We start from the raw sequence: 20,042 nt of genomic DNA on the forward strand, positions 1-20,042 counted from the left end.
AGATGCGTGATTCGTTATATTTAGCTTGGCAGTATTTGCTCCACCACCGGATCAAGTCATTGATATTGATCCTTTCTGTGGCAATGATTGTTTTTTTACCTACTGGGTTAAAGTTGGTCGTGGAGCAGGGTGGAGAGGCTCTGAGGCAACGGGCTGAGCAAACGCCTTTGTTGGTAGGTGCAAAAGGGAGCTCACTGGAATTAACCCTGAATGCCTTGTACTTTAGCGAGGAGTCTCCAGAACCTATTGCCTATTCAGAAAGCGAAAGAGTAGTTGAGAGTGGCCTAGCGGATGCGATCCCAATGTACATTCGTTTCCAGTCTGCTGGCTTTGCTATTGTAGGGACTAGTATTGATTACTTTTCATTTCGAACTTCACGCTTTGCTGAGGGGAGGCAATTTGCGACGATAGGAGAATGTGTGATCGGGAGTGCAGTAGCAGATGAGTTAGACCTGAGCGTGGGAGATAAGGTGATATCTAGTCCTGAAAGCGTGTTTGATCTTGCAGGTGTCTATCCCTTAAAAATGAAGGTGGTTGGTATTTTAGAATCTAGTGGAAATGCCGATGACCGTGCTATTTTCACGGATTTAAAAACGACATGGGTGATTCAGGGATTGGCGCACGGGCACATGGACATGGAGAGTTCTGAAGCGGCATCATCAATCTTAAAGAAGGAAGAAGGGAAGATTGTCGCGAATGCTTCAGTGAAGACCTACAACGAGATCACGCAGAAGAATATACATTCATTTCACTTTCATGGGAGTGTGGCGGATTTCCCAATTTCCTCAGTGATTGCCATTCCAACGAATGCGAAGTCGGCTACATTGTTGCGTGGCCGCTATCTAGAGAAGGATGGCCTGGTGCAAATCGTGCAAGCAAGTGAAGTGATGGAGGATTTATTGGAGACCATTGCGTCCGTTCAAGTTTTTGTCTTAATCGGTCTTGGGGTCGCAGGCATTTCGGCCTGCATGACGATGGTTTTGGTGTTTCTTCTGTCGGCTCAACTACGACAACGCGAGATGTTGACGATGAAGCTGATTGGCGCTGAATCTGGTAAAGTGGCAATATTGCTTAGCCTAGAAATTGGCAGTATTTTGATACTAGGAAGTATTCTAGCTATTCTCCTCTCCGTCATAGTGGCTGTCTATGGCCCTCAAATCATTCAATCTCTTATCCTCTGAAATCATGAGTAACTTCTATAAGTCATTGTTGTTCGCTGCATTTACGCTATTTTTTAGCCATTGCACCAAGGAGTTAACGACTGAGTCATCAGACGAGCCCAGCATCAGTGTGGTGAACTATCCTTTGGCCTTCTTTACTCAAGAGATTGTTGGTGATTCGGTGGATGTTTACTTCCCTAGCATAGATGGTGATCCGGCATTTTGGCAGCCAAGTGGTCAGGACATCGCTAAGGTCCAGCAATCAAGCCTCATTCTATTGAATGGAGCTAGCTATGCGAAGTGGGTGAAGAACGCCAGCCTACCACGCCCAAAGTTGCTAAGCACCGACAGCAATTATCGAGACCGCTTGATTGAAGAACATACTTCGGCTCATAGCCACGGTGAAGGAGACGACCATTCACACAGTAAAATTGCGATCACTACTTGGTTAGACCCACAGCTGGCTAAGCTTCAAGTGACTGCAATTCATGAAGCAGTGGTGCTGCGATGGCCGGAGCAACAAGCAGCCTTTGATTCGAATGTGAAAGAGTTGAACCAATCTCTTTCCGAGTTTGATGCCACGCAGGAAGAAGTGTTTGAGCGATTAAAAGGCACTTTGTTTGTGGGCTCACATCCAGTGTTTCAGTACCTAGCTCGCCGCTATCAATTGCAGCTAGAAAGTGTGCATTGGGAGCCAGATGTCCTCCCAACACCAGAGATGTGGACTGAGCTGGAGGAGCTACTCCAGCATCACCCAGCCCAAGTGATGCTGTGGGAAGGGGAACCATTGCCCGAAGTCGTCTCAAGCTTAGAAAAAATGGGAATCCAAAGTTGTGTTTATCGGCCCTGCGGGAATCGCCCAATGCGTGGAGATTTTTTTTCGGTGATGGGGGAGAATCTCAAAAACCTTCAAGAAGTCACCATGGATCAATGATGCATCTTGGAATGCCCGATCACCTTGTTAGTATATGAATTTTGCTTATTTTTTGATTAATGGGTTGACGTGTGGCTATTGTGGGTGTTTACTGCGCTTGTCGCGACAATTATAGGCGGCCCGGTTGAATGTGGTTACTGGTTTTTGGGTTTTTCCAGGTCACTCTCAAGCGGGTCGCTTTTTTTGTGCTTGGATGGTTCGAGCCTGTGGGCACGAAAAAGCCCCACAGGCACGGAGCGCGTGAGGCTGATTGATGAGCATCAATAGGATGTGTATTATTTGATGTTTTTTAGTTCGCTAAAGACATCCTTTTTCCCTTCTGCGATGAGTTTACCATCGTTAGAATAGAGGCGGTAGCTTGGTACTCCGTGGATTGGTTCCTTGACCAATCGGGTGTTTTCCTTACTGGAGGTGAGGAGTGTCGGCCAGGGCATCGATTCTTTTTTTGCCCATGAGGCTGCGTCGTCTATTGAGTTGTCATAGCTCACCATGATGAGTTCAACTTTATCGTTAGTTGCGATTTTTTTCTTATATGTGTCCACCAACTGTGGAGCAGAGCTGCGGCATGGTGGTCACCAACTTGCGCCGTAATACACGACAAAATGAGTGACTTCGGAATTGATGGTTGTCGGCTTGTAGGTTCCGTCTTGGAGGGACATGACTTTCCCACCAATTTGCTTTGCGATACCTGTGCTAGCGACATCGCTAGCCTTAGTATCATCTTGAGCCTGCACTGGGGTTAAGCATGCCGCCATGACAAAGGCGCTGAGGCCTGTGATCCATGCGAGTTTTATCTTCATAACATTGATGAGAGTAACTTGGGTGCTAAGTTAATCCCAATTTATTTTGCTTATTTTATCAGGTAATCGAATGAGGAGTGTCAAATCTTGATGGGCTAGCCGACATCTGCACTGTATTTCAGGTATCATTTTTCCAGTCTAATCATGGTGGTTTTGCATTGAATAATGGGAAATCATTGGTTACCGCAGGCCTATGCAAGAGGCACCTTATCAAGTACTACTCTACTATCTTTACACGGACATTGAGAGTCCACAAGAGTACCGTGATGCGCACAAGGCATTGTGCGATGAGCTGGAACTTCGCGGCCGCATCATTGTCGGTTCTGAGGGGATTAATGGCACGGTTTCCGGGACTGTTGAGAATTGTAAGCAATACATGGAAGCCATGTATGCTGATCCAATGACTCAGGATATCGAGTTCAAGATTGATCCAGAGCAAGGTCATGTCTTTCCTAAAATGTCGGTCAAGGCACGCGATGAAATTGTGACTCTTGGATTGGGTGAGGAAGATTTTTCTCCGAATGAATGCACTGGGAAGTATCTCGACCCAAAGGCATGGCGTGAGGCGATCCGTGATCCGGACGCGGTGATTATTGATGCGCGTAACGACTACGAATGGGACCTAGGCCACTTCAAGGGTGCGATCCGTCCGCCCGTGCCAGCCTTCCGTGATCTTCCGCAGTGGATCAGAGACAATTATGAAAAATTTGATGGAAAGAAGATTCTAACTTACTGCACCGGTGGGATTCGTTGTGAAAAATTCAGCGGCTTTTTGGTGAAGGAAGGTTTCGAAGATGTGAGTCAGCTTCATGGGGGAATTGTAAAGTACGGTAAAGACCCAGAGGTGAAGGGGGAAGATTTTGATGGTCAGTGTTATGTTTTTGATCAGCGCATTGGTGTGCCAGTGAATCAGGTGAATCCGAATGTTGTTGCACGTTGTGTGCATTGCGACATTGAGACGGAACGGTATGTGAACTGCGCGAATAAGATGTGTAATGCACAGCACTTTTGCTGTGAAGCATGCGAGGCTGAATCCAAGCGATGCTGTTGTGATGCATGCCGCGATGTGTTCACCAAGGAGTATGAAGGCGTGCTTCAGTAAGTTCAATTCATTGGTAAAAGACAAGAATGCCAAGTGATTCGATCACTTGGCATGTTTAGATTTGGAGCGGGATAGAGCCTTTTATTCCATCTCAGGTTTGAGATCGCGCGTGAGCAATTCTACTAAAGCTTCCTCAGCTGATTTATTTTCGTAGAGGATATGGTAGACGGCATCGATGATGGGTGTGTCGATGTTGTGCGCCTTTGCCGCCTCGTAAATGGAGAGAGTATTGGGGACTCCTTCTGCTACCATGCCAAGGCGGGTGGTCACTTCTTCTAAGGTTTCCCCGCTGCCGATTGCTTTACCCACTCGGTTGTTGCGCGAGTGTGAGGAATAGCAGGTTACCATGAGATCGCCGACACCAGAGAGGCCAGCGAATGTTTCAGGCCTACCTCCTAGAGCGACGCCAAGTCGGGTCATTTCTGCAAGGCCACGCGTGACCATGGCGGCGATTGCATTGTCTCCTAGGCCAATGCCTGAGATGACTCCGGCAGCAATGGCGAAGACATTTTTGAGTGCGCCACCAAGCTCGATGCCAGCGACATCATCACTGGTGTAGGTGCGGAAGAAGGGAGTGGTAAAGACTTTTTGTAGCTCTTCTGCGAGCTGTTCATCGGGGGTGCCAACGACCGCGCAGGTGGCCATTTTGGTGGATACTTCCTCAGCGTGGGTAGGACCAGAATGGACTGCTACTGGGTTTTGGGGCAATAGTTCGGCAATGATTTCACTCATTCGGCTGCCGGATCCACGTTCGATGCCCTTGGAGCAGGAGATCAGTGGGATGGTGGATGGGATTCCAACTTTAGCTAGCTCAGTAGCCGCGGCTCGAGTGGCAGAAGTAGGCACGACAAAGAGGATCAAGGATGCGTCTTTTGTGACGGCGTAGTCTGTTGTTGCTTGGATGTTTGTGGGTAGCGTGATCCGAGGGAGGAAGTTTGCGTTGGTGTGGAAAGCATTGATCTCAGCTACTTGATCGTCGTCACGACCAACTAAGGTGACCGTGTGGAAGTATTCGGCGAGCGTGATGCCGAGGGCTGTGCCCCAGGATCCGCAGCCCAGAACGACTGCTGATTGTGATGGATCAAATTGCATTACTTAGGTTGTTTCTTTTTAGGAGTAAATTTGTGTTCAGTGCCATTCATCAGGTTTTTGATATTGGAGCGGTGTTTGTACACTGCCATGAGCCCAATGAAGATGGAAAAGTAGAATAAGGGTTGGTTCCAGGTGCCGTTTGCAATTTTACCATGGTACCATGAGCCATAGATCACAGCGACTGGCAGTGCAATCGAAGCTGCTATACTGGCCACTGAAACATAGCGGGTGATCAAGAAGAATAGCAACCAAACGACGACTAGGACTGGAATCAAGGCTGGAGCGAAGGCACAGAATACACCGGCAGATGTTGCGATACCTTTCCCTCCCTTGAAACCGACCCAAGGGGAGTAGTTGTGACCGAGAATAGCCAAGAGGCCGACCATGAGTTGAAACGATTGTGCGGTGCTTCGCTGTTCAGCTGGAAATTCTGTGGCATAGGGTTCGAGGAATCCCCAGCTGATGCCGTGCTGGTGTCCGACGTAGCTGATCAGGCTAAGTCCCACCGCACTTGGGATAAATCCCTTGAAGAAATCCAGTACAAAGCATGAGATTCCGAATGGCTTGCCGACGATCCGCAGCACGTTGGTCGCTCCGATGTTGCCTGAACCATGCTCACGGATGTTGATTCCTTGTGACTTGGCTATGAGCAGGCCAAAGGGGATGGAGCCTAATAAAAAGGCGAAGAGTGCTGGGATCCAGATGTTCATGGTTTGAGGCAAGGGTGCGGTTGACGCAGGAGCATGGGGGGAGCTGCTTTGCCTTATTTGCGCGGCGCGCGTTGATCAAGTACTTTATCCCACTCTGCGATGCGGGCAGCTTGTGCTTTGAAGAGAGGTGCGGTGTCGTCAAGTACCTTGATCTCCAGAATCTCACTTCCTTTGCCGTCAGTTTTCCAGCCACGGCCAGAGAGCTTGCCTGTCAGCTTTTTCACAACCACGAGACCTTTGGTGACATTGCCGAAGACCGTGTGACGACCATCGAGGTGTGCGGTGGGGCGGTGGGTGATGAAGAATTGTGAGCCATTGGTTCCTGGTCCAGCATTGGCCATAGAGAAGGTGCCTGGGTTGTTGTGTTTTAGGCTAGACACGATTTCATCGTCGAAGCGATAGCCTGGGCCACCCCTACCCGTCTCGGTGGGGTCTCCGCCTTGGGCCATGAAATTTGGAATCACTCGGTGGAAGTGGTTGCCATTGTAGTAGCCACGCTTGGCGAGGTTGAGGAAGTTTGCCACGGTGATGGGGGTCTTGGATGCATAGAGAGTTGCGTGGATTTCACCTTGGTCAGTGACCATGACAATGCGGATATCTTTGACAGGGGCTGTGTTTTTTGGTTCCGCTGAGAGAGCGCCAAGAGAGGCGCCGAGGGCGAGTAAGATAAATGTGAAGCGTTTCATCGCCAATAGCCTTAGCCTAGTAGTCGCAGAGCTGCAAGAAAACAGAATGAACGATTGGTTAGATAGCCGGAAGATTATCCATATTGATATGGATTGCTTCTATGCTGCAGTGGAGCAGCGCGACCATCCAGAATGGCGTGACAAGCCGATCGGCGTGGGGGGCGGGAGCCGTCGTGGCGTGCTCTGTACAGCTAGTTATGAAGCGCGAGCCTATGGGGTGCATTCTGCGATGCCTGGCTTTATGGCGCTGCAGAAGTGTCCGCAAATCATTTTGGTCCCCTTGCGGATGGAGGTTTACCAATCTGTCTCGGCTCAAGTACGGGCAATTTTTGGTCGTTTCACCGACCTGATTGAGCCACTTTCACTGGATGAAGCCTATCTTGATGTGAGCCATTGGGAATCTGATCCGAATTCAATTGCACGTGAGATCCGTCATCAGATCTACGAGGAGACGCGGTTGACTGCTTCGGCTGGCATTGGTCCAAACAAGTTGATTGCTAAAGTGGCGAGTGATCGAAATAAGCCAAATGGTCAGTACACGGTGACGCCTGTAGAAGTGGATGCATTCATGCGCGATCTGCCGGTGAAGGATCTCTGGGGAGTGGGGGAAAAAATGCAGCAGAAGTTTTCCCAGCAAGGAGTCAAGTGCTGCGGCGATTTACAAAAGGTTGATAAGGTGACGATGGCAAAGCGCTACGGCAAATGGGGACTCGACCTCTACCAGCTCTGCCGTGGGATTGATGAACGGCCAGTGCGCGAACGCAGCAGCCGAAAGTCGATCAGTAAGGAAACGACATTTAGCTCTGATGCCACGGATGCTCTGGCCCTGCTACCGGAATTGCGGCGACTCGCGGAGGAAGTAGAGGTGGTGTATCGGCAGCGTTATACTGAGCGAAATATCAAATCTTTGGTGGTGAAATTGAAGTTTGCTGATTTCACCCAAACGACGGTGGAGCGCGCTGCGAGCACTATCGATTCTCATTTGCTCGATGTTCTGTTGGAAGAGGGTTTCGCGCGTGCAGGGGCGAAAGGTGTGCGCCTACTGGGAGTCGGGGTCAAGCTGGCGGACGAAGAGGAGGTTAGGCAATTAGAAATGTTTTAGCCACATGACAGGGCAAAAAAAATCCGGCCAAGGATGACCGGATGAGAACTGTTTTAGATGCGTAGGACTGACTTATTCGCCTGGTGCATCTCGATTACCGTAGTAGCTCTTCACGTAGCCAAATTCGGTGAGCGTATCTTCCCATGATGAAATTGCTTGGGGTGATGCTGAGTAGACGCGTAGTGCTTTGAGGCGTTCTTTGAGACCGCCTGATGTATCGCCCTTGGAGTACTGGATTGCAGCTTTGGCGTAGTAGGTGAATGGTGAATCGTCGCGATAATCGTACCTGTTTGAGATTTCGAGAGCGGTTTGTTTGTGAGTTTCACGGGTGGCTTCGTCGAGTGATTGGTCATTCGATAGGCCGATATGTGAGAGGAGGATCTTGAACTCAATCAAGCGACGCATGCCAATGGCATTCTCGGGAGCAAGCTCGAGGGCTTGGCTAAATTTATTCAATGATTCTTGCCACTCGGAGGAAACGAATGCGACTTCGCCGAGGTTGAAGATGACATTGATGGTTGGGCCGGTGATTGCCATCGATTGGTGGAACATTTCACGCGCGCGATCGAAGTCGCGAATTTCTACGTAGCACGCGCCACGGAGGTTAATCGCTACTGGATCAGATGGGAAAATTTCTTGGAGTAGTCGCGTCTGTTCAAGGGCTTCGATGATGCGCTTGTTCTGAAACAAGATGTTCGCTTCCTTGCGCTTTTTCATGAACTCGAAGCGAGTTTTTTCAGGAAGGTTACTGAAGGCGTCGATAGCTTCCTGATATGCCGGGTTGATATTTGGAGCGGTTGCCTCGGTAGCCTTTGGGGTGATTTCAGTAGTTTCTTGAGCAGAAACCAATGAGCAGAGGCCAGTGAGGGCAATGGCAGAAAATAATGGTAAACGATTCATCATGTTAGTTGGGTTACTATGACCTTAGTTCATTTGATTTATCAAGAGGGGAGTGCGATGAAGTAGCAAATTTTTTGATCAATGGGAGTACTGATGGGTGAATCCATGGACTGCTCTCATTTTTTGTGAGTGCCATACGGATTTGTGTCGCAGAGGCCTGGTGTACGATTCCATCAACTTGAAAAGATTGAGAAGAGGTACTTTTCTGTTCTCTAGAGTCACGGTTGTAGACGATGATGTGTAATAAGGACTGGATGTAATCGGCCCTTGCCCAGCGATCGAACGACTGCCATTGGTCCGTTCCCATGAGCCAAAATAGTTGGTGTTCTGGGTAGGCATTACTGAAATGTTCGGCTGTGCGCCAAGAATACGATGGAGATGGGGCGGTGAGGTCGAAGTCGCTTACCTCAGCCCAAGGGAGCTGTTGAGTGGCAGCTTGGCACATCGCGAGACGCTGGGCGTCGCTGAATTGTGTAGCCCGTTCTTTGTGGGGTGACTGGCGACAGGGGAGAAAAATCATGCGGTCGATCCCCATGCTTTGGACGATTTTTTGAGCGACGAAGGTATGGCCTAAGTGGATCGGATCAAATGTGCCACCATAGAGACACAATTTAGGTTGCTTGGACTGCATACTTCGACATATTGAGCTTCAATGATAAATATCTGAAGGGCTAATGCAATTTATACAATGTTTTTCCGAGTCTTTGAAGTTGGGGCTGAGTTCATTTGGTGGACCTGTGGCTCACCTTGGCTACTTCCATCGCACCTATGTCGAGCAGCTTCAGTGGCTGGATGAAGAGGAATACGCAGAGATGCTGGCTCTGTGCCAATTTATCCCGGGTCCAGCAAGCAGCCAATTAGGGGCCTTGATTGGGTATCGGCGTGGAGGGTGCCTAGGTGGTGTTGCTTCCTGGCTGGGCTTCACCTTACCATCTGCCGTGTTGATGATTGCTTTGGTGATGGGATTGAGCTCGATCAACGATCGTGTTGGCTCAGGCTGGATTGATGGATTGAAGCTGGCAGCGGTGGCGATCGTGGCTTTGGCAGTGTATGACATGGCTAAGAAACTATGTGGCACGCGAGTCCATCTCTTGATCGCGCTGGTGAGTTTGACGGTGTTGTTCGTCGTGGGGCATGCCTGGGCACAGCCACTGGTTATTTTGATAGGAGCATTGATGGGGCTCATGCTCCTGCGCTCTAGTACGCCGTCTGAGCCGGCCGAAAAGACGCCTCTGCCGGTAGCTAGCTTTGTGGGGGCGGCAGCATTTGTCGTGGCAGTAGCAAGCTTACCTTTGTTGCAGTCGCAGGGAATTGTGGATCCAGCATCGGCGGGTCTGCTTCGAGCTGGGTCCATGGTGTTTGGTGGTGGTCACGTGGTGCTGCCTTTGTTAGAACAGTCATTTGTCGGGCAGGGGCAGATGAATCAAGAAGTCTTCCTCGCTGGCTACGGTATGGCTCAAGCGGTACCCGGACCTATGTTTACGCTAGGATCTTACTTAGGAGCAGTATGCCAAATCGGCGGCAATGCTATCGTTGGTGGGCTGCTAGGGACGCTAGCAATTTTTAGCCCAGGTATGATTTTGTTGGTGATTGGATTGCCAATGTGGAACTGGCTCAAGCAAATGCCCAAGGCCAAGGTTGCTGTGCAGGGAGCCAATGCTGCGGTAGTTGGCTTGTTGGCTGCTGCTTTACTACACCTCGGGACATCGGGAGTGGTGCAGTCGGTGGTGGATCTACTCTTTGTCGCTCTAGTAGGAAGTGCCTTGTGGAGCAAAAAGATACCTACCTGGGCAATCGTGCTGAGTTCGGCTCTGATTGGTTTGATCGTACTCTAATTTATTCGAATAATGAGGGACGAGTCTCTTTGAGGAACGACTTGAGGCGTTGGGTGTAATCGCTTGGGAAAGTCCAGAGAGGAACACCAGCTTGCTTTCTCACTAGGCCGCGCTTTTGTGGTGCGGCATTTTCCATCAAGGCTATGAGCAGGTCACTAGTGACCCAAGGGCTTTTACGAAGGTAACCATGGCCGTTGCCAGCTCGTGCCGCTTCGGCGTTACTAACATCCACAATAACAATCTGCGGGTTATCTAGCAGGTATTGAACTCCCACTTTATTGAGGTCATTGAGGTCAAATGCTTGGCCAAGCCGGTTCCGGCTGGTTAGCCAGTTAGATAGTGATAGTGCTTTGTCTGAGTCACTTTGGTAGATCACGAGTTGCTTCATCAAGCGATCGGCGCCATCGAGCAGGTAGCCCCCCATGAGTCGGCGATCCACGTCACCTGCAATGATAGCCACGGTGCCCAGTTTGAGCTTTTGCTGGATTTCTTCACGCGTCTTGCCGTGTTCTTGTATGGCAAGGTCTCCTAGGGTACGTGAGACGAGTCGGCTTCCAGCGCTATAGCCGATGATGTTGATGCGTTTGGTATTGGTGGAGGATGCTAAGAAGCGGATGAGGTCGCGCAGGTTGCGCGAGGAAACGAGAGCCGTTTCGGTATCCGAAACATAGGCGAGAGCCTTTGGAGTGGAAGGCCAGGAGTAGGCAATAAAGACGCCTTCGTAGGCGAGGAAATGCCACATTTCTGCGGTTGTGAGCACCGGATTCTCGAAGGTCACCTTGTAGCCATGCACAAAGATGTTGATCGTATCGTTGTCTGAGTTCTTAAGGTGCTCGTTGATCTCATTGATATAGCGACGTGTTGCTTTATCGGCGCCGGCTCGCTCATGATCTTCAATCTGGGTGTAGCGGTTGATGCTGGAGGATAGAACGCCGTATTCGTCGGCAGCTTTCACCTTGATAGGGAACTTCTCTGAGCGTGACTTCAGCAGAGAAACGTTGCGAACTTCACTCCATGTGAGGTCGTCTTTTCCGGCCATGACGGAAGCTCGCCCGATGCGTACGTTGGTGCCCCTTTCGTTGGTATAGAAGAAATGTTTACTATCATCAGGCTTTGCTGACATCCGGTCGGTGGCATAGAAAATCTGATAAGCGGAGGCTTTTTTGACGTGATCGCTTTCATCTGCGCTTTTGATGCCTGTCTCAGTAAAAGCTGCTGGAGCTGGCATCAGATCAAAGACAAGAGGGGCATTGCTGCCACAAGCAGACAGAAGAACAATTAAGATGGAAGATGCTAGTTGGTACAGGCCACGTTTCATAGAACAATCAATTCATAGGTTTTATCCTAGGGGAATGTCGATGTTATTTGTGCTCTAGACTGTCGCAGGCATAGCTTGTGGTTGCTTGATCGTGGATCTGGGATTAGCCTGAATGCGATGTTTGACTTAGCGAGCGATTTTTCTCCTCAAGGTGACCAAGGGCAGGCGATAGCCAAGATAGTGAAGTCGATTCGTGCTGGCAATGCACACCAATCGATCCTCGGCGTCACCGGCTCGGGTAAAACCTTCACCATGGCCAATATTATCAAGGAGGTGAAAAAGCCGACCTTGATCATGAGCCACAACAAAACGCTCGCGGCACAGCTGTATTCAGAATTTAAAGCCTTCTTTCCTAACAATGCCGTCGAATACTTCGTAAGTTACTTCGACTATTATCAACCTGAAGCATACATCCCGGCCTCAGATACCTATATCGAGAAGGACTCCGCAGTGAATGAAGAAATCGAACGCCACCGATTGAGTACGATGGGCAGTTTGATCACACGTGAAGACGTTATTGTCATCGCCTCGGTGAGTTGTATCTATGGCTTGGGCTCGCCTGACGATTATAAGGAGATGATGTTGCCTATTCAGGTCGGCCAAGAGATTGGCCGCGATGAATTTCTCCAACGCTTGGTAGAGTTGTTATTTGAACGCAATGACATTGCATTCCAGCGCGGGCATTTTCGGGTTCGTGGTGATGTGGTTGAAGTGCGCCCCGCCTACCTCGAAGATACTGCAATTCGGGTTGAGTTCTTTGGTGATGAAATCGACCGTATTAGTGAAATTTCTTCGAACTCAGGAAAGAAGCGTGGCGACGATATGCCAACTTACTTATTCTTTCCAGCCAAGCAATTCGTTTCATCGGCCCCGAAGATGAAGGAGGCGATCAAGGCGATTCGCAAGGAAATGAAGCAGACTGTGGATGCCTTTGAGAAAGAAGGAAAGTTAATCGAAGCTCAGAGGATACGTATGCGTACCGAATATGATATCGAGATGATGCAAGAAATGGGCTTCTGTCAGGGGATTGAAAACTATTCACGACACATCACCGGTCGTGACCCTGGAGCCAGGCCATACACCTTGCTGGATTTCTTTCCGAAAGATTACCTGTTGTTAGTCGATGAAAGTCACGCCACGGTGCCTCAGGTTGGGGGGATGTTTGAGGGTGATAAAAGTCGTAAGACCATGTTGGTGAACCATGGGTTCCGCCTCCCGAGTGCATTGGACAACCGGCCACTTCGCTTTGAAGAATTCATGCAAATGACGAACCAGCGAGTCTATGTGTCGGCGACTCCAGGGCCATTTGAAATGCTCAATTCTCGGCCGGAAAATAATGCGTACATCCCTTGGGTGAAAGGTGAAATGTCTGCCAACATGGCAATCAAGCAATTGCGCAAGCAGATCTCGCCGAGTCCATCCACTCAGACGGTGGAGGAGTTTGATGTTGAGAAACGAGGTGCCACGCTCATAACCGAACAGATCATACGACCTACAGGCTTGCTTGATCCAGTACTCAGCCTTCAACCGTTGGAAGGGCAAATCGACAAAACGATTGAGCTCTGTCATGAACGAGTGAAAAAGCATGAACGCGTACTTGTCACAACCTTGACTAAGAAAACAGCAGAAGATCTCGCTGACTATCTCGAGAAAGTAGGCTTGAAAGCCCGCTACCTGCATGCGGATATCGATGCGATTGAACGTGTTGAAATCTTGCGTGCGCTACGGGCTGCGGAATTTGATATTCTTATCGGAATTAACCTGCTCCGTGAAGGCCTTGATTTACCAGAAGTCTCTCTTGTTTGTATCTTGGATGCGGATAAGGAAGGGTTTCTGCGCAATGAAACAAGTTTGGTACAGACTGCCGGGCGTGCGGCTCGACACGTGAATGGTGAATGCGTGCTTTTCTGTGACAAGGTCACGGATTCGATCCAGCAATTGATCGATATCACTGAGTACAGAAGAACGCTACAGATCGCGCATAATGAAGCCCATGGTATCGAACCCAAGTCCGTGGTGCGATCGGTACAGCAGAGCCTGCAGCAATACAATGCTTCTGAGGTCGCAGATTCGGGCTCAAAGGTTGCGGAGCCAGGAACTGGCTACAACATCAGAGCCGTGATTGCTGAGCTCCAAGATGAAATGCGTGAAGCAGCAGGGAAATTAGAGTTTGAGAAAGCTGCGCACCTCCGCGATCAAATTGCCCAGTTAGAAGAACAACTCAAGGGGGGAGAAGCCAAAAAGACTCAGGTCGATTACCGAGAAATTGATTAGCCTAAGCATGCCAGCTCCACCCGTGATCATGCATCAGTGAGTGACGGCATGCATCACCCTACAGAGCCTCATGAGGGGTCAGCAAACTGGAATATATTGCTTGAGCTTGGTGGAGAGGATGTGACAGGAGACTTGGCTTGTTGGGATCTGGTAGATCTCGGCGATTGCCGTTGCGTAGCTAGTGAGCTGGCTATGGTAGCGTTCGGTGAGATGGGCAGCTGAGTCGACCGAGTCAGTTTTATAGTCGAGGATTTGCACTTGGGTGACCTTACCGTTTAGGTCTCGATGGATGCGGACACGGTCGATGATCCCGGAGAACCAGACCCCATTAGCGTCGATTGCTTCTACTGCTTGTTCTCTCAGTGTTTCGATATGGTTTTGTGAGTCAAACCACTGAGCCGACTCGGGGAGCTTGAGGCAGGCAGCAACTGCTCTACCAGCTTCGTTATTTGGTAGTGTCGGGTGCTGCTTGAGCTCAGCAATTCCTTCGAAAAGCGCGTGGACTTCATTGCCGAATTCTTTGCCTCCTCGGCTGGCGCGAGACTTCCGTTTGACAAAGAACTGGCTCTTCTCGCTAGAGGCTGTGCGGCGCCCTTGCCTAGGTGTGGCCGAGGGTAGTTGGATTTTATGTGTCACCAGCTCTAGCTGAGTAGATTTGGGTGGGAATGCTTCTAGCCAGTGTGGCGTCCCTCGGTGGTAGATTTCTTGGCCAACAACTTCATTCTCGAAGTGTGCATCTTCCGCTTCGATGTCACCAACGGTGTTGCGGATCCATTCCGCATCATTGAGCGGGTTTTTTGTGGAACTTGGAGGAGGAAGGAAGATGTATAGAGCACGGGCGGCTCGGGTAAGTGACACGTAGAGGTTACAAGCGCGTTCAAAGCAATTGTCCGCCACCCAATCCTGATATTGCTTGCTCAGGACTGCATCACTCATGATGACTCCTTTACTTGGTGTGAGCATGAAATGTGACGGTTGATGCTCTGTGTCCTCCTCAGTGAGAATTCCCATTCTACGCATGTCGTCATAATTGGATGCCCCAAGCTCTGGCAAGAAGACCATATCAAATTCGAGCCCCTTGGACTTGTGGACTGTCATGATTTGGATCGCACCTTCCGCAGATGCTTCACGTTGTTGTTTGTTTTCTATCACACGCAACCACTCTTCGAGTGAACCGCCACGTTCATCGAAGCCACGCGCACAATGAAAGATAGATTCTAATCGATGCTCTTGGAAGTCACCGAGGTGAAATGTTTCAGGCAGCTGCCCCATGAGTTTCTGAAGGTGTGTGGTCACTCCTTCACTACTAATTTCTGAGCATGCTTGCGTCCATTGGGCCGACGGGTGCTCACCAAACAGATTGATAGATTCTGATAGTGGAGAACATTCGATATGACGTCGCGCGAACTGGTCACCAGGAGAGACTAAGTATCTGAACCAATCTAGTATGGCTAAGCCCATGGGGGAGTCGGTGGCGATGCCAACTGCGGCTTCGGCCTCAACCGCCAGATCGGTATGCTCGCGAAGTAGCCCAGTGTATTCTTGAACTTGTTTGTTGGATGAGACAAGTACGGCACAGCTGAGGCCCCGAGCTATCGGATTGAGGCGCTTCATCTCTGAGATGAAGGCGGACTTTCGCGCAGGGAGATCCTCGCCACGCCTTTCTTGGAATTGAAGAATACGTACCTCGCCTTGCACTTGGCGCGCCGCACGGTGTTGCTCAAAATTCCAACGTTGGCGCATCGCGTTGGGCATTTGTTTGATGCCTACTCCTTCAGGATCTCCGATCAAATTAACAAAATCTAACACCGTGCTACTAGAGCGCCATGACTGCGACATCGTCCAGTTGTGGAGCCTAAGCCAATCTTGTTTGGTTCTGAGCTCATTGAAAAGCCTGGGCTCACCTCCGCGCCACCCATAGATAGATTGCTTGGTGTCGCCCACCAGAAAGAGGCTACGTTCACCCTCGACGTCACTAGCGGCCTCATCAATGACTGGTTCGATGACGTCCCATTGGCGTCGGCTAGTATCTTGAAATTCGTCGAGTAGCCAGTGTTTGAATTTCGAATCGAGTCGGTATGCGAGCTCATTGAAGCCAGTTTGGCGTGCTAGCACGGCATGTTGTTGCAGTAGTAAAGTGAGATCAGTGAAGCTGACACGCCCTTGAGAGCGGCATTGCTTGTTATACTGTGCTTCGAAAGCACTAACGACAGCCCAGATCCCTTGAGTTCGCTTCAAAAAGACTTCTATCTCGGCAATGCGGATTAAGTCGCGTAGATCGAGCAAGGCATTGCTAAGGCGGAGGGAGAATTCGCGATCTTTTTTGTAGTAATTGACAGTGATGATTTGGCCAGGTTGGGCACCATCGGTCCACTTGCTTAGGTTTCCTGCTAGTTCCTTTGGTAATGGAGTGCCAGGTGAGTATTGGGTACTTGCATGGGCAATATTGCGAAGAGCCTTGTTCATGCTTTTGTGGCCGAAGTCAGCTTCGGACTCTTCTGAGATCACTTGAGCGAGCGCAGTAAAAGCCTCAGGTGTGTGTGTTGGCCAATCTTCGAAATCATGCCAGAGTGCAGGTCCATTGCCCCACGCTTCGAAGCGTCCATTTTGGAGGTAGCGCTCGTGGTGTTCTTGGATAAATTGGATGATTGAGTCCCGCACGCGTGACTCCTCATTGCCGTAATTGGCCACAGCAAAGGCACTCAGGAAATGGCTGCGCTGACGGGCTCGTAAACCACTTCCATTGAGCACTTCAAAGAGGGTGTCCTCGCGTGCTAGATCATAGGCTTCTTCATCGAGCATTTCAAATCCTGGCAAACCAAGTTCAGGGCCGAAGCATTGGACGAGACGCGTGAAAAAGCTATCAAGGGTACTCAGTTGAAGTCGATCGAGCGCTTGGATGAGCTTCGCTAGAAGCTCACGGAATGCAGTCATATCAAGCTTGGGAAGGTGAGCTTGTGTGGTGATCGCTGGCATCTTGCTGGCTGCTTCACCTTGGAGTGTGGGTAGTAACTCCTCCGCTAAACTTGCAGCTTCCTCTGGGCTGCTAGCGCCAACTGCTAGACGATTAAGGATACGGCGCGTGAATTCTCCAGCAGCTTTTCGTGTGAAGGTAAGTGCGATGAGGTCTTCTGGTGCTTCGCCTAGCGCAAGCAAAGCGATGAATCTGTTGGAAAGCTGGTAGGTTTTACCTGAGCCAGCAGAAGCTTCGATGATGAGACTTGAAAACATGGTGATCGTGATGAAGTTAGTCTGCGAGTTCGAATACGTGTTCTAGTGGTTCGGTGCTCAGCGCGGAGAAGCGATCCCAAGATCTAGCGTTAGATGGTAAATCACGGATCGGGAAGTGTCCGTGTTTGATAGCAGTGATAATGTTTTTGGCCCATTCCATGGCGCTTTCATGGAGCGCCTCATCATATTCTATCCAGGGCCGGATTCCGGTGTCCGTACTGGCTGCTGGGAAGGAGATGTATGCTAATTTTGGTAGATGTTCCAAATCCAAGTATTGTTGTACGAACTCTGCGTAGAGGGGGAGTTGGAGGTTTTTCCAGCGTCGCTCTAGTCGGCTTTTTCCTGCGGGAGGGATTGGAGCGCCCAGCACATGCTCCCCAAAGTCGCCGTGGCGGATCGGTTCAAGGTGTTCGGTATTCGGTTCCTTTGCTTTCTTTGAGGTCTTGTAGTCGATCACGCGAACTTCACCAGTATGCTCGTTTTCGTCGATTCGGTCGATACGCATCCGTACTGGTGTGGCATGAAGTTGCCACGGGATTTCCTCTTCATTGAGTCCGATGGCGAGCTCCACGTGCTTGATACGCCATCCTTCACTTCGGAAGGAAGCTTGCTGTGGTGCGAAAGATAGGAGGCGTTGTAAGGCACTTTCTTTCTGAATGCTGAGAGGCAATGAAGGCTCGTCTCCGTAGCGTTGTTTGAATAGATCGTCCAAGATCTTGGAGAAGCTACTGCTGATGGATTCCACATCATCAAGGTCTCGGAGAGTTGGGCTTTTACCGAATTCTTCCAGTACATCGTGGACGAGGGTGCCGAACTGAGCACTATCTAACTCCTGCGTATCGAATTCCAATCGTTTGAATGATTCGACTTGTTGGAGGTAGAAACGGAAGGGGCAGAGCAGGTAGTCTTTGAGTCGGTTTGGACTGATGGTGAGTTGACGTTCGCTTGGCCATTCGATGCTTTGATTTAATTTGAGGATCCAATCTCCAGCATGGTAAGCGGGGAGCCTCGGTTTTGCCTCTGATTCTTCAGGGAAGCAATGTTGGACGCGTGAAGGTAGCTCCTCAAGGCCACAGCGCATGAGAAGTCGAGATGCCTGTCTTTCTTCTCCATTTGGGCTGCTTTGGGCAACGAAAATGCTAACTGAACCATGGTTCGTTCGGGCTTGGATAGATGATTCTAATAGATACGAGTCGCGAGCTTCTAATTGTTGGCGGCTATAGAGCTGGATTTTCGTTCGCAGTGATTCGGGCAAGAATCCATCATCGTGAGGGCGTTCGGGAACACATGTCTCATGCAAGCCTAGCAGCTTGAGCTCTGGCTCACGGGTGAAGGGGAGTTCAAGCCAACCAATTTGGTCGACGACGGTGCCTGCTCGCTCTGTTGCGACTTTAATGCCTTCGCAACTTGCTAAAATAAGATCAAGTGCTTCTGCAGCATGTGGGGCGAGGTTACGTTTTTCGAGGTCCTTGATGGATTCGATTGCGTCGATGAAGGGATCGATCAATTCTTGGGGAAAGTCAATTGAGCGCTCGATACGGTCGAAAAGTAATTCCATGCCGCGGGCGGGTGAGCCTTCATTGATGGTGACGAGTAAGCCCTGGAGTTCTGTGAGAGTTTCTTCGAGATGACCACTTGCATGATGAATGGCATGCGAAAATGTTTGGGGAAGGTGGCGGCTAGCGAGTTGGTCAATTTCTATAGCAAGTTGTACTGGTTTTTGCAGCGAGTAGAGTAAGGTTCTGGCTTCGGGGGCTTTAAGAATGTTTGGGATGTCTTGAAAGCTATGAGCTTGAGATATCGCTTTACGAAGTCTTTTAAGAAAATCCCAGAGACCCAATTTGGACACAGGTTTTCCTTCGGGAGAAAAGCTAGACCAACCAGCTTGTTGGAGCTTGTCTCGCATGAGAGTATCGAGGGAGCGATCGGTGACAGTAAGTGCTAGATCAACAGAATCAACTTGTTGCAAGTCACGTAGTACCGCTTCGCAGGCTTGCGTGGCATCCGAGTGAACGCTGATTTGCGATGTCTCGATAGGTAGCACTTTGCTGCACCAATAATCTGGGGCTGGACGCCCCCAATAGTCGAAGTGCTGGGCATCGTGTGCGTGCGCTTGTATGAGAATTTCGACTGGAGTCTCGGTTTTTGAGAGCGCGAGTTGAGCCAATACCGGGAGGTCACTCACGCCCGCTAAGATAATTTTTTCGACCCCAAGAGGAGCTTTCCAGTGACTTGCTGCGTAACGTTTGGCGTCTGCTGGGCAATGTTGCTGCCAATGGTGAAGAAGTTCTTTTACTTGTTGATCGAAGAATGCCAATGCACGCCAGCGCTCGGCGTCTTCATTAGTATATTCAGCGACTTGCTTGAAGCCTAGGTCGACAGAAGTAATTTCGTCTTTAAGCTTGGTGAATCGTTGAGCGGACTTTAGTCCCCAGCGAAAATCGCGTTGAATCCCATTCAAGTTTGGGAAAAGTGGGCTGAGAACCTCTTCGGAGCTTCGACGAAGTATGGTGGACCATGCGTGCCACCATTGGATTTTTGAAGCGACCTTGGTGTCTTTATGTGGGGCTGAGAACGTATCGGCAGTGACGACTGATGGGGCTAGGATGGCTCGGCCCGCCATTGTAGGGAGGGCTTGTCTAAGTTGTCGTCCTGAGTTGCTGGTGGGCACGACCACCATACAGCTTTTCAATGAATCCCCGTGAGCTAGCAGGTGCTGTGCTGTTGAGTCAAGTAGGGCAGTCTCTGGATTCAGGTAGACATTCTGAAGGTGCGGCGGTGGTGTAGTCATGTGATAGAAACTGATAGGTCACTATTAATACAAACAGCCTAGGACATTGGTAGGGCGTGGCAATGGCGGAATTGAAATAATCGGAGTGGAGATTCTTCCTTGAGCAA

General features: G+C 49.9%; 16 protein-coding genes. 6 read left to right on the forward strand and 10 right to left on the reverse strand.

All coding sequences use genetic code 11. From position 1 onward, the window contains the following. Positions 1–2 precede the first annotated feature (2 nt). Positions 3–1,181: an ABC transporter permease gene (locus F454_RS13600; RefSeq protein WP_018968591.1), complete on the forward strand. Its 1,179-nt coding sequence runs from the start codon at positions 3–5 to the stop codon at positions 1,179–1,181. Between the two features lie 4 nt (positions 1,182–1,185). Then, positions 1,186–2,094, forward strand: coding sequence for a metal ABC transporter substrate-binding protein (locus tag F454_RS13605; RefSeq protein ID WP_169334277.1), 909 nt, complete (start codon positions 1,186–1,188; stop codon positions 2,092–2,094). A 275-nt stretch (positions 2,095–2,369) separates the two neighbouring features. Here the strand turns inward: F454_RS13605 and F454_RS0100170 are convergent, their stop codons facing one another. Together F454_RS0100170 and F454_RS0100175 are read right to left on the reverse strand one after the other, a co-directional pair. Continuing rightward, a complete protein-coding gene (locus F454_RS0100170; protein WP_169334278.1) occupies positions 2,370–2,636 on the reverse strand; it encodes a TlpA family protein disulfide reductase in 267 nt (88 codons plus the stop codon). Positions 2,637–2,666: 30 nt separating this feature from the next. Then, on the reverse strand, positions 2,667–2,894 hold the full coding sequence (locus F454_RS0100175; RefSeq protein WP_018968594.1) for a hypothetical protein: 228 nt from the start codon (positions 2,892–2,894) through the stop codon (positions 2,667–2,669). A 193-nt stretch (positions 2,895–3,087) separates the two neighbouring features. Between F454_RS0100175 and trhO the strand changes: the two genes are divergently transcribed. Next, positions 3,088–3,996 (forward strand): oxygen-dependent tRNA uridine(34) hydroxylase TrhO, encoded by a 909-nt coding sequence (gene trhO / locus F454_RS0100180; RefSeq protein WP_018968595.1) that lies wholly within the window; start codon positions 3,088–3,090, stop codon positions 3,994–3,996. Between the two features lie 81 nt (positions 3,997–4,077). On the opposite strand, the gene F454_RS0100185 is transcribed toward trhO, so the two are convergent. The 3 genes from F454_RS0100185 to F454_RS0100195 are packed head-to-tail and all read right to left on the reverse strand — an operon-like array spanning position 4,078 to position 6,484. Continuing rightward, positions 4,078–5,088, reverse strand: a complete 1,011-nt coding sequence (locus F454_RS0100185; protein ID WP_018968596.1) for an NAD(P)H-dependent glycerol-3-phosphate dehydrogenase — start codon at positions 5,086–5,088, stop codon at positions 4,078–4,080. Beyond that, complete coding sequence (plsY, locus tag F454_RS0100190) at positions 5,088–5,798, reverse strand: glycerol-3-phosphate 1-O-acyltransferase PlsY (RefSeq protein WP_018968597.1); 711 nt, start codon at positions 5,796–5,798, stop codon at positions 5,088–5,090. Before plsY ends, F454_RS0100185 begins: the two co-directional genes overlap by 1 nt. Before the next feature lie 53 nt (positions 5,799–5,851). Further along, on the reverse strand, positions 5,852–6,484 hold the full coding sequence (locus tag F454_RS0100195; protein WP_018968598.1) for a peptidylprolyl isomerase: 633 nt from the start codon (positions 6,482–6,484) through the stop codon (positions 5,852–5,854). 46 nt (positions 6,485–6,530) lie between these two features. Between F454_RS0100195 and dinB the strand changes: the two genes are divergently transcribed. Continuing rightward, a complete protein-coding gene (gene dinB / locus F454_RS0100200; protein ID WP_026292602.1) occupies positions 6,531–7,586 on the forward strand; it encodes a DNA polymerase IV in 1,056 nt (351 codons plus the stop codon). Between the two features lie 72 nt (positions 7,587–7,658). Here the strand turns inward: dinB and F454_RS0100205 are convergent, their stop codons facing one another. Both F454_RS0100205 and nadD read right to left on the reverse strand, forming a co-directional pair. Then, the gene (locus tag F454_RS0100205; protein ID WP_018968600.1) at positions 7,659–8,489 is read right to left on the reverse strand and encodes a tetratricopeptide repeat protein; all 831 of its coding nucleotides are present in this window, start codon (positions 8,487–8,489) and stop codon (positions 7,659–7,661) included. A gap of 13 nt (positions 8,490–8,502) precedes the next feature. Continuing rightward, positions 8,503–9,117 carry a nicotinate (nicotinamide) nucleotide adenylyltransferase gene (nadD, locus tag F454_RS0100210; protein WP_018968601.1) on the reverse strand — a complete coding sequence of 205 codons (615 nt, stop codon included), beginning with the start codon at positions 9,115–9,117 and terminating at the stop codon, positions 8,503–8,505. A gap of 43 nt (positions 9,118–9,160) precedes the next feature. On the opposite strand from nadD, the gene chrA reads away from it, so the two are divergent. Continuing rightward, on the forward strand, positions 9,161–10,321 hold the full coding sequence (chrA, locus tag F454_RS0100215; RefSeq protein ID WP_018968602.1) for a chromate efflux transporter: 1,161 nt from the start codon (positions 9,161–9,163) through the stop codon (positions 10,319–10,321). Position 10,322: 1 nt separating this feature from the next. On the opposite strand, the gene F454_RS0100220 is transcribed toward chrA, so the two are convergent. Continuing rightward, positions 10,323–11,639 carry an alpha/beta hydrolase gene (locus tag F454_RS0100220; RefSeq protein ID WP_018968603.1) on the reverse strand — a complete coding sequence of 439 codons (1,317 nt, stop codon included), beginning with the start codon at positions 11,637–11,639 and terminating at the stop codon, positions 10,323–10,325. A 117-nt stretch (positions 11,640–11,756) separates the two neighbouring features. On the opposite strand from F454_RS0100220, the gene uvrB reads away from it, so the two are divergent. Beyond that, complete coding sequence (gene uvrB / locus F454_RS13610) at positions 11,757–13,913, forward strand: excinuclease ABC subunit UvrB (protein ID WP_018968604.1); 2,157 nt, start codon at positions 11,757–11,759, stop codon at positions 13,911–13,913. A 78-nt stretch (positions 13,914–13,991) separates the two neighbouring features. Here uvrB and F454_RS0100230 read toward each other — a convergent pair whose 3' ends face one another. Together F454_RS0100230 and F454_RS0100235 are read right to left on the reverse strand one after the other, a co-directional pair. Next, positions 13,992–17,144, reverse strand: coding sequence for a UvrD-helicase domain-containing protein (locus F454_RS0100230; RefSeq protein ID WP_018968605.1), 3,153 nt, complete (start codon positions 17,142–17,144; stop codon positions 13,992–13,994). Between the two features lie 16 nt (positions 17,145–17,160). Then, positions 17,161–19,935 carry a PD-(D/E)XK nuclease family protein gene (locus F454_RS0100235; protein ID WP_083912820.1) on the reverse strand — a complete coding sequence of 925 codons (2,775 nt, stop codon included), beginning with the start codon at positions 19,933–19,935 and terminating at the stop codon, positions 17,161–17,163. Between the last annotated feature and the right edge of the window lie 107 nt (positions 19,936–20,042).

The sequence above is a fragment of the Rubritalea marina DSM 17716 genome, assembly GCF_000378105.1.
Classification (GTDB): domain Bacteria; phylum Verrucomicrobiota; class Verrucomicrobiia; order Verrucomicrobiales; family Akkermansiaceae; genus Rubritalea; species Rubritalea marina.

Bases quoted from the DNA above. Each gene is read 5' to 3' on its own strand.
- F454_RS0100235 (WP_083912820.1), bottom strand. From the start codon at position 19,935: ATGACTACACCACCGCCGCACCTTCAGAATGTCTACCTGAATCCAGAG.
- F454_RS0100195 (WP_018968598.1), bottom strand. From the start codon at position 6,484: ATGAAACGCTTCACATTTATCTTACTCGCCCTCGGCGCCTCTCTTGGC.
- F454_RS0100175 (WP_018968594.1), bottom strand. From the start codon at position 2,894: ATGAAGATAAAACTCGCATGGATCACAGGCCTCAGCGCCTTTGTCATG.
- F454_RS13605 (WP_169334277.1), top strand. From the start codon at position 1,186: ATGAGTAACTTCTATAAGTCATTGTTGTTCGCTGCATTTACGCTATTT.
- F454_RS13600 (WP_018968591.1), top strand. From the start codon at position 3: ATGCGTGATTCGTTATATTTAGCTTGGCAGTATTTGCTCCACCACCGG.
- F454_RS0100185 (WP_018968596.1), bottom strand. From the start codon at position 5,088: ATGCAATTTGATCCATCACAATCAGCAGTCGTTCTGGGCTGCGGATCC.
- F454_RS0100205 (WP_018968600.1), bottom strand. From the start codon at position 8,489: ATGATGAATCGTTTACCATTATTTTCTGCCATTGCCCTCACTGGCCTC.
- F454_RS0100220 (WP_018968603.1), bottom strand. From the start codon at position 11,639: ATGAAACGTGGCCTGTACCAACTAGCATCTTCCATCTTAATTGTTCTT.
- uvrB (WP_018968604.1), top strand. From the start codon at position 11,757: ATGTTTGACTTAGCGAGCGATTTTTCTCCTCAAGGTGACCAAGGGCAG.
- F454_RS0100230 (WP_018968605.1), bottom strand. From the start codon at position 17,144: ATGTTTTCAAGTCTCATCATCGAAGCTTCTGCTGGCTCAGGTAAAACC.
- dinB (WP_026292602.1), top strand. From the start codon at position 6,531: ATGAACGATTGGTTAGATAGCCGGAAGATTATCCATATTGATATGGAT.
- nadD (WP_018968601.1), bottom strand. From the start codon at position 9,117: ATGCAGTCCAAGCAACCTAAATTGTGTCTCTATGGTGGCACATTTGAT.
- chrA (WP_018968602.1), top strand. From the start codon at position 9,161: ATGCAATTTATACAATGTTTTTCCGAGTCTTTGAAGTTGGGGCTGAGT.
- trhO (WP_018968595.1), top strand. From the start codon at position 3,088: ATGCAAGAGGCACCTTATCAAGTACTACTCTACTATCTTTACACGGAC.
- plsY (WP_018968597.1), bottom strand. From the start codon at position 5,798: ATGAACATCTGGATCCCAGCACTCTTCGCCTTTTTATTAGGCTCCATC.